At 39.0% G+C, this 14,417-nt stretch carries 11 protein-coding genes; 1 reads left to right on the forward strand and 10 read right to left on the reverse strand.

Annotated elements, in window-relative coordinates; all coding sequences use genetic code 11:
• Positions 1-284: 284 nt before the first annotated feature.
• The 5 genes from BMSHG_RS19090 to BMSHG_RS19110 form a co-directional block, all read right to left on the reverse strand.
• Positions 285-2,465 carry a malate synthase G gene (locus BMSHG_RS19090; RefSeq protein ID WP_019156070.1) on the reverse strand — a complete coding sequence of 727 codons (2,181 nt, stop codon included), beginning with the start codon at positions 2,463-2,465 and terminating at the stop codon, positions 285-287.
• Positions 2,466-2,676: 211 nt separating this feature from the next.
• Positions 2,677-4,134, reverse strand: a complete 1,458-nt coding sequence (locus tag BMSHG_RS19095) for an FAD-binding oxidoreductase (RefSeq protein ID WP_019156071.1) — start codon at positions 4,132-4,134, stop codon at positions 2,677-2,679.
• A complete protein-coding gene (locus BMSHG_RS19100) occupies positions 4,134-5,489 on the reverse strand; it encodes a (Fe-S)-binding protein (RefSeq protein WP_019156072.1) in 1,356 nt (451 codons plus the stop codon). The genes BMSHG_RS19095 and BMSHG_RS19100 overlap by 1 nt, the downstream gene beginning before the upstream one ends.
• A 1-nt stretch (position 5,490) precedes the next feature.
• Positions 5,491-6,807, reverse strand: a complete 1,317-nt coding sequence (locus BMSHG_RS19105; protein WP_019156073.1) for an FAD-binding oxidoreductase — start codon at positions 6,805-6,807, stop codon at positions 5,491-5,493.
• Positions 6,808-6,833: 26 nt separating this feature from the next.
• Positions 6,834-7,526 (reverse strand): FadR/GntR family transcriptional regulator, encoded by a 693-nt coding sequence (locus tag BMSHG_RS19110; RefSeq protein ID WP_019156074.1) that lies wholly within the window; start codon positions 7,524-7,526, stop codon positions 6,834-6,836.
• A 344-nt stretch (positions 7,527-7,870) separates the two neighbouring features.
• Here BMSHG_RS19110 and BMSHG_RS19115 point away from each other — a divergent pair, with 344 nt between their 5' ends.
• Positions 7,871-8,080 (forward strand): hypothetical protein, encoded by a 210-nt coding sequence (locus BMSHG_RS19115; RefSeq protein WP_019156075.1) that lies wholly within the window; start codon positions 7,871-7,873, stop codon positions 8,078-8,080.
• Between the two features lie 90 nt (positions 8,081-8,170).
• On the opposite strand, the gene opp4C is transcribed toward BMSHG_RS19115, so the two are convergent.
• The 5 genes from opp4C to BMSHG_RS19140 form a co-directional block, all read right to left on the reverse strand.
• Positions 8,171-9,091 (reverse strand): oligopeptide ABC transporter permease, encoded by a 921-nt coding sequence (gene opp4C, locus BMSHG_RS19120; protein WP_019156076.1) that lies wholly within the window; start codon positions 9,089-9,091, stop codon positions 8,171-8,173.
• A gap of 10 nt (positions 9,092-9,101) precedes the next feature.
• A complete protein-coding gene (locus BMSHG_RS19125; protein ID WP_019156077.1) occupies positions 9,102-10,064 on the reverse strand; it encodes an ABC transporter permease in 963 nt (320 codons plus the stop codon).
• Between the two features lie 143 nt (positions 10,065-10,207).
• Complete coding sequence (locus BMSHG_RS19130) at positions 10,208-11,971, reverse strand: peptide-binding protein (RefSeq protein WP_019156078.1); 1,764 nt, start codon at positions 11,969-11,971, stop codon at positions 10,208-10,210.
• Between the two features lie 148 nt (positions 11,972-12,119).
• On the reverse strand, positions 12,120-13,139 hold the full coding sequence (locus BMSHG_RS19135; protein ID WP_019156079.1) for an ABC transporter ATP-binding protein: 1,020 nt from the start codon (positions 13,137-13,139) through the stop codon (positions 12,120-12,122).
• Between the two features lie 12 nt (positions 13,140-13,151).
• On the reverse strand, positions 13,152-14,123 hold the full coding sequence (locus BMSHG_RS19140; RefSeq protein ID WP_019156080.1) for an ABC transporter ATP-binding protein: 972 nt from the start codon (positions 14,121-14,123) through the stop codon (positions 13,152-13,154).
• Positions 14,124-14,417 lie beyond the last annotated feature (294 nt).

The following is a 14,417-nucleotide window of genomic DNA, read 5'->3' on the forward strand; positions in this document are numbered from 1 at the left end:
TTTGTTTTACAGCTTGGGCTGTCCGATTAACCCCTCTATTCGGACTTACTTATTTGTTTTACAGCTCGGGCTGTCCGAATAACCCCTCTATTCGGACTTACTTATTTCTTTTACAGCTCGGACTGTCCGAATAGCCCTCCTATTCGGACAGCCCCTTGACATTCGCGACTCAATCTGTCCGAATGCTCCTTACTCGATAATGAATCGGACTTTCCTATTAGACCATTCTTTTATCCTTCTATAAATCCACTATTATCGCTTTCTATAAACCTGCTTTACAATATTTAGTTACCGACTGCAATCTTTGCTTTAAATTCAGCGCGGCGACGATGTAAAATTGGCTCGGTATATCCACTCGGCTGTTCGTATCCTTTGAAAACTAAGTCACAGGCTGCTTGGAAAGCAACGGAATTGTCATAGTTTGCAGCCATTGGACGATAGTTCTCATCGCCTGCATTTTGTTCATCTACAACCTTCGCCATCCGCTTCAGCGTTTCTAAAACTTGCGCTTCTGTCACGATTCCGTGATGTAGCCAGTTTGCCATATGCTGACTTGAGATTCGTAATGTGGCACGGTCCTCCATAAGGCCAATATTGTTAATATCCGGTACTTTAGAGCATCCAACTCCTTGCTCAACCCAACGGACAACATAACCAAGAATTCCTTGTGCATTATTATCGAGCTCTTGTTGAATTTCCTCCGGCGTCCATGCTGGATTTTCAGCGACTGGAATTTGCAATATAGCATCTCGATAGTCAATCGAACCATCCTTCAATAGCTCATTTTGAACAGCAATAACATCAATCTCATGATAATGAAGAGCATGCAAGGTTGCTGCTGTAGGAGACGGCACCCAGGCAGTATTTGCACCTGACTTAGGATGACCAATTTTTTGCTTAATCATCTCTGCCATTAAATCGGGGATCGCCCACATTCCTTTTCCAATTTGTGCATGTCCTTGGAAACCTACAGATAAACCAACATTTACGTTTGAGTCTTCATATCCTTTCAGCCAGGTCGTTGATTTCATATCGTTTTTACGAATCATTGCTCCTGCTTCCATTGAAGTGTGCATTTCATCTCCAGTCCGATCAAGGAATCCTGTATTAATAAATACGATCCGTTCTTTAACCTTACTAATTGCATTCTTTAAGTTAAGAGACGTTCTTCTTTCTTCATCCATCACACCAATTTTTAATGTATTGCGCTCAAGTCCGAGAAGTTCCTCTACTCGATTGAACAATTCATTCGCAAATGCGACTTCAGCAGAACCATGCATTTTTGGTTTAACGATATAAATGGAGCCTTTTTTACTATTCTGGTACTTCCCATTTCCTAATAACGTATGCTTCCCTATTAAACTCGTAATAACAGTATCCATGATTCCTTCAGGGATCTCTTCCCCATTCGGTCTAAGAATCGCATTCGTTGTCATTAAGTGACCAACGTTTCTTGTAAACATCATTGAACGTCCATTTAATGTAACTTCTTCTCCAGTTGGAGATGTGTACAAGCGATCAGGATTCATCGAACGAGTAATCGTTTTACCGCCTTTTTGGAATGTGGCTGTTAAATCACCTCTCATTAAACCAAGCCAATTGCGATAAACGTGAGTCTTATCCTCAGCGTCAACAGCTGCCACTGAATCTTCGCAATCCATAATGGTTGTTAAAGCAGACTCCATCAGAACATCTTTTACTCCCGCTTTATCCGATTTTCCAATTGGAGATTGATGGTCAATTTGAATTTCAAAATGTAGTCGGTTATTTTTCAAAAGAATAGCAGATGGCTCCTCAGCACTCCCTTGATAGCCTACTAGCTTTGACTGATCCACTAATCCAGTCGTATTTCCATTTTCTAACGTTACAGCCAGCTTCCCATCAACCACCTCATATTTCACTGCATCCTGATGTGTGGCATCAATCAGTGCGGCTGCTTGATCGAGAAAGTTTCTCGCAAATTGAATGACCTTTTCTCCTCTTACCGGATTGTAGCCTCCACCACGGTGAGCACCATTTTCTTCACTAATGACATCGGTGCCATAAAGAGCATCATATAAGCTTCCCCAACGAGCATTAGCAGCGTTTAGGGCATAGCGAGCATTATCAACAGGGACTACAAGCTGCGGACCAGGTTGGGATGCCACCTCATCATCAACATTAGTAGTTGTTACTTCGTACTCTTCTACTTCAGGCTCTAAATAGCCAATCTCTTCTAAAAAACTCTTATATTGTTCAAAATTAAATTCCTGGTGTTCTTTATGCCAAGTATGAATTTTCTCTTGAATCTGATCACGAATAGCAAGTAATTCTTTATTTTTTGGAGCTAAATCTTCGATGAGAGTCTCTAAGCCTACCCAAAATTCTTCTTGCTCAACCTGACTCCCTGGTAACGCTTCCTTATTAATAAAATCAGCTAGCACTTTAGCAACCTGGAGATTGCCCATTTTCACGTATTCAGACATGTATAACTCCTCCTTATTTTTCTCGTTTGTTATTACGCAACAGCGTTTCATTTATTATCTAAAAAAATAATATCATGTGAAAAAACATCTTTCAATAATTTTCTAAAAATTTTATCTTTTGTTTTTCTATGTAGTCACATGAATAAAACCGTAACTTCTCTTCATTTAATTGAACCTAACGATGCATTTATTCACCGTTAGGTTCCGATCCTTAAGATGTCCTCAATGCTTCCTTCATTTCTTTTTTTATCTCTACACAGCGTCCAGGTGTAGGAAATAGCTTACCAGCATTCAACAAATTTTTAGGATTAAATACATCACGGATATCCGTTTGTGCCTGAATTTCTCTATCCGTAAACACAAAGCGCATTTCTTCTCTTTTTTCGATTCCCACACCATGTTCCCCCGTGATCGTTCCACCTACATCTGCACAAACTTGAAGACATTCACTTCCTGCTTTTAATGCTCTCTCTGTTTCTCCAGGCTTTCTCGCATCAAAGAGGACGAGAGGATGTAAATTTCCATCGCCAGCATGAAAAATATTAGCAATTCTAAGTCCACTTTCCTCGCTGATTTTATTTATTCTAGCTAACACTTCTGGAAGCTTGCTGCGAGGGATCACTCCATCCTGTACAAGATAATCTGGAGAGATAGCTCCCATCGCCCCAAACCCTGTTTTTCGGTTTGCCCACCATCTCCCTCTTTCCTCTTCACTTTGTGCTACTTTCACCTCTCTTACATTACGATTGTTACACACAGCTAATATCTGATTAATCTGTTCATCAATTCCTGCTGATATTCCATCTACTTCAATCAATAGTACTGCTTCTATATCTTTCGGGTGACCAACAGGAAATGCCGCTGCCTCAACCCCTGCAATCGCCGTCTTATCCATCATTTCCAGTGCCGCTGGAACAATTCCCGAAGAAATAATATCAGATACCGCTTGGCTCCCATCCTCCACCTTATCAAAATAAGCGAGGACTGTTTGCTTTGCCTCTGGGTTTTTAAGAATACGAACCGTGATTTTTGTGACAATTCCTAACGTCCCTTCCGATCCTGTCAAAAGACCCAATAAATCATAGCCTGGCGCATCAGGAACCCCATTGCTGCTGATATCAATAATTTCTCCGTTTGGCATAACAACCTCTAAACCTAAAATATGATTCGTCGTCACTCCATATTTTAAACAATGGGCTCCACCTGCGTTCTCAGCTACATTTCCGCCAATCGTACATGCATATTGGCTAGAAGGATCTGGTGCGTAATAGTAGCCTTTATGAGCAATCGAATTCGTCAATTTAAGATTAACGAAGCCTGGTTCGACAACGGCACGGCGGTTCTCCAGATCGACGCTCAACAACCGCTTCATTTTAACTAAACTGATGATCACCTCTCCATTTAAAGGAATCGCCCCACCGCTTAAACCTGTGCCTGCACCACGAGCTAAAAAAGGCAGTTGATGGGTATCACAATATTTGACCACTTCAGCGACCTCTTCTGTATTATTGGGAAAGACGACTACCTTTGGGAGATGCTTGTGAATCGTAAACCCATCACAATCGTAAGCGAGCAAATCAGACGGCTTATATAAAATTTCTTTTTCCCCCACTATTTTTGCTAGATTGATAATATCCTTGTCAGTTGTTTGCAATCTCTTTTTCGCCATTATTTCCCCCTCTCTTTCTCTTCTTTTTGATATGCCCAATCAAGTAGCTGAACGGTATGAACAATTTTTTGATTTCTTCCATACTTCTTTACACCAACAGCCATTTGTAGCATGCAACCAGGATTGCCCATGGATATCATTTCAACATCCTCAGGAACATTTCTCATTTTGCTTTCAAGTACAGCTCCCGCCATCTCAGGATTGGTGATATTATAGACTCCTGCACTGCCACAGCACCGATCCGCATTCGGCATATGAACCATTTCTACTCCTGGAATATTGATTAATAAATCCCTCGGTTCCTCACGAACACCTTGACCATGGGCTAAGTGACACGCATCATGATAGGTAATACGCGTATTCAATTCCACTTTCGGTTTTTCATACCCTGTATCATATAAATGTTTTGAAATATCCTCTACTTTTTTGGAGAATTCTTCTGCTTTTTCATGCCATTCAGGTTCTTCACGGAATAGTTCTGGGTACTCCTTTAACATACATCCACAACCTGCCGCATTCGTAATCACCTTCTTTGCATCCTTGAATGCTTCGATATTTTGCTTTGCTAACTTTCTCCCCGTCTCACGGTCTCCTGCATGTACATGAAGAGCTCCACAGCAAGTTTGATTTTTAGGAATGATCACATCGTTTCCATTTTTCGTTAACACATTGATGGTCGACTCATTGATATCACTAAACATCACATCCATAATGCATCCCGTTAACATGGCGACCTCACGCTTTGATTCCCCCTTTGCCTTAATTATTTCTTGATCTTTAAACTTCTTTTGTACGGGTGTCCCGATTTCTGGCATAATCGCTTCCATTTCAACTAGATGCTTTGGCATGATATGAATCAAACCTGTTTTACGAACAACCTTTTGCAATCCGCTCTTTTGGTAAAATTTAAGCAGACTTCCTAAAGAGTGGAGACGATTTATGTGAGGGAATAATCCTTCCAATAGAAGTTTACTTGTCGTCCCCTTCCATCCTTTCAAAGGTATTGCTTGACGAACTTGACCGCGAGCTTCTTCAATTAAGCCCCCGACATCAACATCGGCTGGGCAAGCGGTTGTACAGGCACGACAATCTAAACAAACAAAAACGGGGTCGGAAAAGTCTTCATCAACGACTAATCTCCCTTCTGCTACGGATTTAATTAAATGAACTCGGCCTCTTGGCGAATGTTGTTCTTGACCAGTTTGTTCATAGGTTGGACAAGCCTCTAAACATAAACCACAATGGACACAATCTGCCCACTTATTCTCATCTGGTGGATCACTCCACAAATAATTACTTAATGAATTCGTTTGACATGTTGGCTCACTTTTCAGATCCGTTTCTTTTAAACTCAATTTATATCCCCCCTACAAACCGTTTAGGATTTAGTATTTTTCTCGGATCTACCTTTTCTTTTATTCCTTCTAATAAGAAGAAGTAGGAAGGTTTTTCTCCCCAAACATTGATTTTTTGACGAAGGTCTAGGGGCAAATGCTTGATGATAACGTAACCATTTTTTTCTGTAACAAACTTTCTTACATGAAAAATTGCTGCCTCCACATCCTCACGGGCACCAGACAAATGAACTTGACACAATCCATGACCTAGTCCACCATGTCCTTCGATTTTCAGGTTATGAGCATCACTTAAAAGTTCACACTCGCTTACAACATCAATCACATCTAAATTAACGACCCCGATTTTTAATATTGCTTCCGTTTCACTTATGTTTGTCATCTTAGGACCCATATTGTAGAACTGCTCCCAAAATTGAACGGCATTCTCTTGATCCAAAATGCGCATATCAGCACAAGCTGGTTTGATTTTTTCTACAAACTCTTCTTGATAATGTACCGACGTTTCTATATCTTCAAAGCTTATAGCAACGGTATAGCTTTTTCGTCCTGTCAGTTTTTCAGACATGGTAGGACTTACTAATTCAAGGGCGATTGGTTCCATCATCGAGTCTAGGAGTTCACTGACAAAGTCCTTGATCTCTTTGCCATGACCGTCCGGAAACGCTAATAATACAACGCTTTCATATTTTGAGACTGGGCGAAGCTTTAACGTGACCTCTGTTAACACTCCAAGCGTTCCCATCGAACCAATAAATAACTTATTCATATCATAGCCTGCAACATTTTTAACGACCTTTCCGCCTGAGCGAATTACAGAACCATCAGGATAGGCGATTCGCAATCCAATCACAACATCCCGCGCAGAGCCATAGCCTAGTCGTTTGGGACCGCTGTCATTTGCAGCAATGACACCTCCAATTGTGGCCTTATCGGGACAAAATGGATCTAAAGAAATTTTCTGATTATATTGCGCTAAATATTTTTGAAGTTCTTTAAAGGGAGTTCCCGCTTTGACGGTAACCGTCATATCTCCTACCGTATGATCAACTATCCCCTGATATTTTTCCAATGATAAAGCAATGTCCTCAGCTTTTGTTATTCCTCCAAAACCACGCTTCGTACCTCCAGCAACAATGGAAATCTCTCTATTATTCTCGTTCGCATAGTTTAAAACTTTTATGATCTCCGCTTCTGAATGAGGCTTAATCTCTACCCTTCCTGAATTCCCTAAAAAATCATCAATTTTTTGATTTTCTATTATTCTTTCATGACTAATGACTGCTTGTAGGTCATTGAATAAATCTGATGTAATCAATTCATCCCTCTCCTTCTCAAATATTTTTAAGACGATTTCCATAAGCTTTTCTGCATAATACTTTCGACGTATTCTAAATGTTCAGTCATTTTATTTTTTGCTTTAAGAGAGTCAGATTCTTTTATTGCTTCAAAAATATCCCTATGTTGCTGTGCAATTATTTCAAAAATGGAGTGGTTTTGTTCAATATAACGGTGAAATTCAATCATGTGTTTTTTCGTAGTAGTTGATATGAATTGTAATAGTTGGAAGATAATTTGATTCTTAGATGCCTTCGCTATGGTCATATGGAAATGGTAATCTTCCTCCCAACCGTAGGATGATTTCGTATGAAAACACCTCTCTAATTGGCTCATATCCTGTTCGGTCCAATTGAGAGCCGCCATTTCGGCTATTCCTGGCTCAAGCAGTTTTCGAACTTGAAAAAGTTCACGTACATCATTTGATTCAGGATTGATTAATAAAGGATTGAATAATTTCTTAGTATCAAAACGACGAATAAATGTTCCTTGACCTTGTTTGACATCTACAATGCCCTTTCCTTTTAACGTAATAATGGCATCTCGTATTGCAGAGCGACCGACACCGAACATATCACATAACTCCCTTACCGAAGGAAGCTTCTCTCCAGTTTCGATGGAACCGCTCTCAATCATTTCCTCGATTTGTTCTACAACAGATTCCGACACCTTTTTTATAGAAATTTTCTCAACATTCATCTTCTATCCTCCCTTCCTTTATTATATTTTAAGAGATCACATATCAGATAAGTTTATCTGTTCCTATTAAATCACGGTATTTACCAATAATCAATACTTTTTTGAATATATAAAAGAATCAAAAAATAGTGCCAAATTCTCATTTTCCTCATATAATATTAGTAACTAAGGAAAATTTACTCACCTATCTGTTGTAGTACAAGCGTGTCGAAGTATTATTTTTTTGAGCGGAACCTATCATAGTGTTTTCTAAAATGAGTAAGCACAAATTTATGATTTTAAAAATATTCATGTATAAAATTGACAATTACAACAAAAAATAAGAAAAAATTGAGGTGATAAAAATGGGGCTGCTTAATGCATTCAACGATTGGAAAAATACTCGTTACGAAAAACATGTCTCGAAAATGAAGGATGAAAACAAATGCCCGGAGTGTTATGGAAGAGGATTCTTAATCTATCCAGCGAATGAATTTGTCTATTTAAGTAATCCATATGATTGTCCAGGTTGCAATGGAAGCGGCTTATATTCAGAATGGTCTAATCTCGTGTAGATATCTAGCACAATTCAACATTTACCCATGAAAATGAACTTAGTAAACAAAAATTAACCTACTGATGTTTTAGTCAGTAGGTTATTTTTATCAACGTCTATTACTCTTCGGATCAAACGCATCTCGAAGACCGTCTCCGATAAAGTTAATACAAAGGACTGTAGTTAAGATGAATAGTCCTGGTGGAATCCATGCTTCCGGACTATTTCGCAATATTCTTAAACTCTGAGCTTCAGAAATCATATTCCCCCAGCTCGGTGTTGGCTGCGGTATTCCAAATCCAATAAAGCTCAAGGCTGATTCAACAATAATATAAGACGCCATCATTAACGTGGCATTTACAACGATCGGACCAACCGCATTGGGAATAAAATGCTTAAAAATAATTCGTAAGTCACTAACCCCAATCGCTTTTGCCCCCAATATAAATTCTTGTTCTCGCAAGGTTAAAAATGTACCTCGTATGATCCTCGTTAAGGTCGGCCACGATGTTAACGCAATGACCGTTACAAAGATCGCAATCGTTACTTTCTGGAGAATAGCTACTACTGTCAATACTAAGACAAGGAATGGTAGCATAAGCATTAAATCTGCTGCACGCATAATGATATTATCCACTTTTCCACCGTAGTAACCTGCAATGGAACCTAACACCACTCCAATAACAAGGGTAAATACCATTGCGCTGAACCCAACTATCAATGATACTCGACCACCGTATAAAAGTCGTGCCAAGTTATCTCGTCCTGAACTGTCATTACCAAGAGGATGATCAGCACTTGGTGGACGCTCAATTAAAGTTAAGTTTGATTTCGTCGGGTCTTGATCTGTCAAAAGTGGTGCAAAGACTACGACCAAGATAATTAAAATAAGGACAAACACACTTACGACAGCCAGCTTATTTTTCATAAAACGCTTAATTGCTATTCGAGTTGGACTATTTCCTTTTTCCACATTACTTAAATTGATACTAGGATCTGTATTGGTTGTTCCTTGTGGTTTCATTTCCATTCATTTCACCTCAATCGTAGCGGATTCTTGGGTCAACAATACTATAGAAAATATCTGCTAGTAGATTTCCTACGAGAATGGTGACTCCTAGCATCAAGTTAATGGCCATAATCACTGGGTAATCCCGATTTCCTATAGAAGAAAGAAACAATGTCCCTAATCCTGGGAACTGGAAAACACCTTCAGTAATGACGGCTCCTGCTAATAATGCCCCAATTTCAAATCCAAGTAATGTAATAATAGGAATCAGTGCATTTCGAAGGGTATGCTTATAAAGTACAGACTGTTCAGTCATTCCCTTTGCTCTCGCCGTTCGAATGTAATCACTTCCAAGAACATCTAGTACCTCTGAACGCATATAACGCATATAGGAGGCTGTTCCTGCTAAACCAAGGGTAATACTTGGTAAGATAAGATGCTTCAATTTATCTTGAAATAATTCAAAGCCCTCAAGTCCCGGTTTCGATACAGTCCCATGTGATGGGAGCCAGCCAAGCTGTATAGAAAACACATAGATGGCGATTAATCCAAAGAAAAAGTTTGGTACAGCTAGTCCAAAAAAGCCAAATGCAGTAGCACCATAATCTAATAACGAATACGGCTTCCTTGCTGAATAAATTCCTATTGGAATCGATACGACAAGTGTGATGATTAATGTCATGATCCCCAAATTAACCGTATTCACTAGTCGTTCAGCTATTAAATCAGATACTGCTCGTCCTTTATAAATGATCGATTGACCAAAATCCCCTTGAGCGGCACCTTTCACCCAGTTCCAATATTGAATATGAATGGGGTCATTTAAACCTAATGCTTCTCGTTGCTTTTCGTACACCTCAGGATCGATGTTCGGATCTAATCTTCCAGAGAAAGGATCACCCGGAGCAGCCTTCATAAGGGCAAACACGAAAATGGTTAAAACAATGAGCATTGGAATAAAAACCATGATTCGTCTGATGATATACTGATACAATGTTTCCCCTCCATTCAATAGAAAAGCGCAAGCGTCTTGCGCTAAACAATTCTCGAAGTTAAAATATGGACTTAACTTTTTTTAACAAGAAAAGAGCGCGGCGCTACACCGAACGCTCTTCTCTATATTGATGTAAAGATCTATTACTCTGTTACATACCAAAGATGTGAATCACCTAAGAAGGAATAAGGTAATACTGTAAATCCTTCTAAGCGACTATTATGTGCCCATAATTTATTTTGAGCATATAGGATGACAGCTGGTAAATCTTCACCAAACTTCACTTGCCAATCACTATATACTTGTTGACGATAATCTTGTTCAAATGCCTCTGGTGGTGTAATCGCATCTGTTAACAACGCATCAGCTTCTGGATTATCCCAACGAGGGTAGTTATAAGGTACATCCGATCTCCAGATTCCGCCTGGGTCTGGGTCACCAGACGCCAATGACCATCCAAGTAAGAATAGGTCCATACTATTAGGGTTAACATCAAGATCTTCAAAGTACACTGGAGCTTCCTTAGGTTGAGCTAATTCTACTTGAATTCCTACTTCTCCTAAGAATTCAGCAATAATTGGCGCTGAACGCTCACGAACTTGGTTTCCTAGTGGATAATGAAGATTTAATACCCACTCATTTCCATCTGGATCTTCACGCATACCATCACCATTAGCATCAACATAGCCCGCTTCGTCTAAAAGTGATTTTGCTTTATCAGGATCAAATTCATATTGTTCTGGGTTTGTATCATCATAAGCCCAGAATTGTGTAGCAATTGGTGAATTCTGTACAGAACCTCTACCGTAAAGTAAACCATCAATAATCGCTTGGCGATCAATTGCGTATGCAATTGCTTGACGAACTTTTACTTCTTTTACTTTTGGATTTTCTTTCCATTGAGACTTATCCATAACAGGACCATGGTTAAACATGAAGCCCATGATTTGGTAACCAAAGTCTGGTTGTTCAATAATTTCAACATTTGGCATAGCATCTACTGTTTCGTAGTCAGCTGCTTGGAATCCATTTGGATCAGCAACGAAATCAATTTCACCAGTTTCAAGTAATCCTAGGATTACCGCTTGGTCAACAACTTTCCATACGATACTATCTAAGTAAGGCTCACCTTGCCAGTAATCAGCAAATTTAGAAAGAACATATTGTTCACCTTGAATCATTTCCGTAAATTGGAATGGACCAGTACCAATAACTTTTCCAGCTTCACGAGATTCTGGAGCTGCAGGCATATCTGCAATCGGAATATCTGCGAAAATGTGCTCAGGAATAATCGGGAATGCAGCGTCACTTAATGCCATTACATGTGGTTGCTTAAATTTAAATGTAACCGTGTGCTCATCAACTGCAACAACACCTTGGAATTCCTCAGTTTCACCAGTACTAAACTCATCGTAACTTAATAGATTTTCTGCAATGTAAGTACGAATTCCGCCAGCTTCAATGTAGCCAGGGCTAGCAAGAAGCTTATAAGTGAAAACAACGTCATCAGCTGTAAACGGCTCACCATCATGCCATTTTACACCTTCTTCTAATGTGAAGGTTAATTCTGATTGATCGTCATTAAATTCCCATGATTTAGCTAAGCCAGGAATAAATTCTAATTCTTCATTTTGTCCAACTAGGCCTTCGTATACGAAATCAATAACGTTTGCTTCGTATGCTTCTTCATAGAAAATTGGGTTGAACTGACCAGATGGAGGAGTATCCATTGCCCCAACAACTGTTCCACCCATTTGTGGACCTTCTGCTGCTGGTTCCTCTGTATCTGGCTCTTTTTCATCACCATCAGTTTCAGTACCTGCATTTTCATTGCTGCTAGAACAAGCAGCAATGATACCTAGCATGAGAACAAAGCTAAGTAGTAATAACCAACTTCTTTTCTTCAAATTCATTCACCCCTTTTAAATTTTAAAAGACAAACTGACTTGCTCTAAATTCCTAAGGCACACCACCTCCTTATATGTAAGGTTCTTTTTGCAACAGAAAGATTTCAAGATGAACCGACTCTCATCTATCAATCTCATAAACCCATTTTTAGTTTTGATTATCATATAAGTGGCAAGCTACATAATGTCCTTCACTTACATTTATAAGGTCAGGCCGATCAATTGCACAGCGTTCGTGAGCTTTCGGACATCTCGTTCTAAATGCACAACCAGATGGAGGATTTGACGGGCTTGGTAAATCCCCTTTTAAAATGATTTTCTCTCGTTTTGCAAGTACATCTGTTGATGGAACTGCTGATAATAAAGCTTCTGTATAAGGGTGTAACGGTGCTTCATAAAGATTTTTCTTTGGTGCGATTTCTGCAATTCTCCCTAAATACATAACAGCTACCCGATCACTAATATGCTTTACTACACTTAGATCATGGGCAATAAACAAGTAGGTTAAATTAAATTCATCTTGCAAATCTGCCATTAAATTTAAAACTTGAGCCTGAATGGATACATCAAGTGCAGATACAGGTTCATCACAAATGATAAATTTGGGATTTAACGCTAATGCTCTCGCAATACTGATACGCTGTCTTTGTCCACCTGAAAATTCATGGGGATATTTCAAACGAGCATCAGGTCTTAGACCAACTTTACCAAGTAAATCTATTGCTTTTTCCTTACGTTCACTCTTACTTAAGGATGTTTGAACTAAAAGAGGTTCCTCTATCAATTCTTGAACATTCATTTTCGGATTGAGGGAAGCAAATGGATCTTGGAAAACAATTTGCATGTCCTTTCTGAATGGACGTAACTGGCGATTGTTTAAAGTTGTGATATCCTCATTTTCAAAGACAATCTGACCACCAGTAGGATCTAATAGTCTTAGAATGACACGACCTAAAGTTGATTTCCCTGAACCTGATTCACCTACAACTCCTAATGTTTCTCCTCTAATAATGTTCAGAGAAACATCATCAACAGCCTTTACATGCCCGACTGTACGTTTTAGGACTCCTCCTTTAATCGGAAAGTATTTCTTAAGGTTTTTCGCCTCTAATATATAATCGTTTTCTTGCTCTGTCTTTTTTTGAAGTTCTTTTTCTATTACTGACACTAGTTAGCCCCCTTATTCATACAGATAGCAACGGACATTATGACCCGGCTCAACAGTTACTAGTTCAGGATTTGAAGCTCGACACTTATCCATTGCATGCGGACAGCGATCAGAGAATCTACAACCAATAGGAAATTCATGTGCTGCAGGAACCATTCCTTTAATCGCACCAAGCCTATCTGTCTCTTTTTCTAGGCTTGGCAAACTCTCAAGCAACCCGGTTGTATAAGGATGTTTTGGATTTAAGAAAAGGTTTTCCACTGTCGTTTGCTCGACGATTTGTCCACCATACATAACCATTACTCGTTCTGCATATTCAGCAACAACACCTAAATCGTGAGTAATTAGAAGCACAGCCATATTAAATTTCTTCTTCATCTCATCCATAATATCGAGGATTTGTGCCTGGATTGTTACATCTAAAGCCGTTGTTGGTTCATCAGCAATTAAAAGCTTAGGATCGCATGAAATCGCAATGGCGATCATCGCCCTTTGCCTCATTCCACCAGAAAGTTGATGTGGATACTCCTTCATTGTTTCTTCCGCTCTTGGAAACCCTACGAGCTTTAATAGTTCAATTGCTTTTCTTTCTGCTTCTGCTTTCGAAATCTTCTTATGTCTAATCAATGTTTCTTTAATTTGATTTCCAATCGTAAAAACGGGATTTAAAGCCGTCATCGGCTCTTGAAATATCATTCCGATTTCTCGGCCTCTGACTTGAGTCATTTGTTTATCCGAATAAGTAACAAGATCTTTTCCGTCAAAAAGGATTTTTCCTTCTTCTATCTTTCCTGGCTTTCCAATTAACTTCATAATTGAAAGAGAAGTAATACTTTTGCCACTCCCCGATTCTCCAACGAGGGCAACAGTCTCACCTGGGTTAACAGAAAACGTAACGCCATCGACCGCTTTCGCTACTTTCTTTCCTTCTAAATAAAAATAAGTCTTTAGTCCTTTAACATCCAATAGAGTTTTTTGTGTCATTAATTGCACCTCAACTTAATATCTTCTCGGTTATTTAGGATTGGATTGTTTTTGAATAAATCTTCACTGTGTCTATTGGTGAGAATTAAGTCGAACACAATGATGGGGGTTTCTCATTACCTTCAGACTTTTGTACTAGATTTCCTTTATAGCAGGTAGTCAAAAAGAATAACTGGATAATAATGATTAGCAAAAGTATACTATCAGGTTTAAATTTTTGCAATATAGGGAAAAATAAAAGTAATTGTAATTTTCTATTAAATTTCGAAACACGAAGGAATTTTTATTATTTCA

It is taken from the genome of Robertmurraya massiliosenegalensis JC6 (assembly GCF_000311725.1).
Classification (GTDB): Bacteria; Bacillota; Bacilli; order Bacillales; family Cytobacillaceae; genus Robertmurraya; species Robertmurraya massiliosenegalensis.

Bases quoted from the DNA above. Each gene is read 5' to 3' on its own strand.
- BMSHG_RS19090 (WP_019156070.1), bottom strand. From the start codon at position 2,465: ATGTCTGAATACGTGAAAATGGGCAATCTCCAGGTTGCTAAAGTGCTA.
- BMSHG_RS19095 (WP_019156071.1), bottom strand. From the start codon at position 4,134: ATGGCGAAAAAGAGATTGCAAACAACTGACAAGGATATTATCAATCTA.
- BMSHG_RS19110 (WP_019156074.1), bottom strand. From the start codon at position 7,526: ATGAATGTTGAGAAAATTTCTATAAAAAAGGTGTCGGAATCTGTTGTA.
- BMSHG_RS19115 (WP_019156075.1), top strand. From the start codon at position 7,871: ATGGGGCTGCTTAATGCATTCAACGATTGGAAAAATACTCGTTACGAA.
- opp4C (WP_019156076.1), bottom strand. From the start codon at position 9,091: ATGGAAATGAAACCACAAGGAACAACCAATACAGATCCTAGTATCAAT.
- BMSHG_RS19140 (WP_019156080.1), bottom strand. From the start codon at position 14,123: ATGACACAAAAAACTCTATTGGATGTTAAAGGACTAAAGACTTATTTT.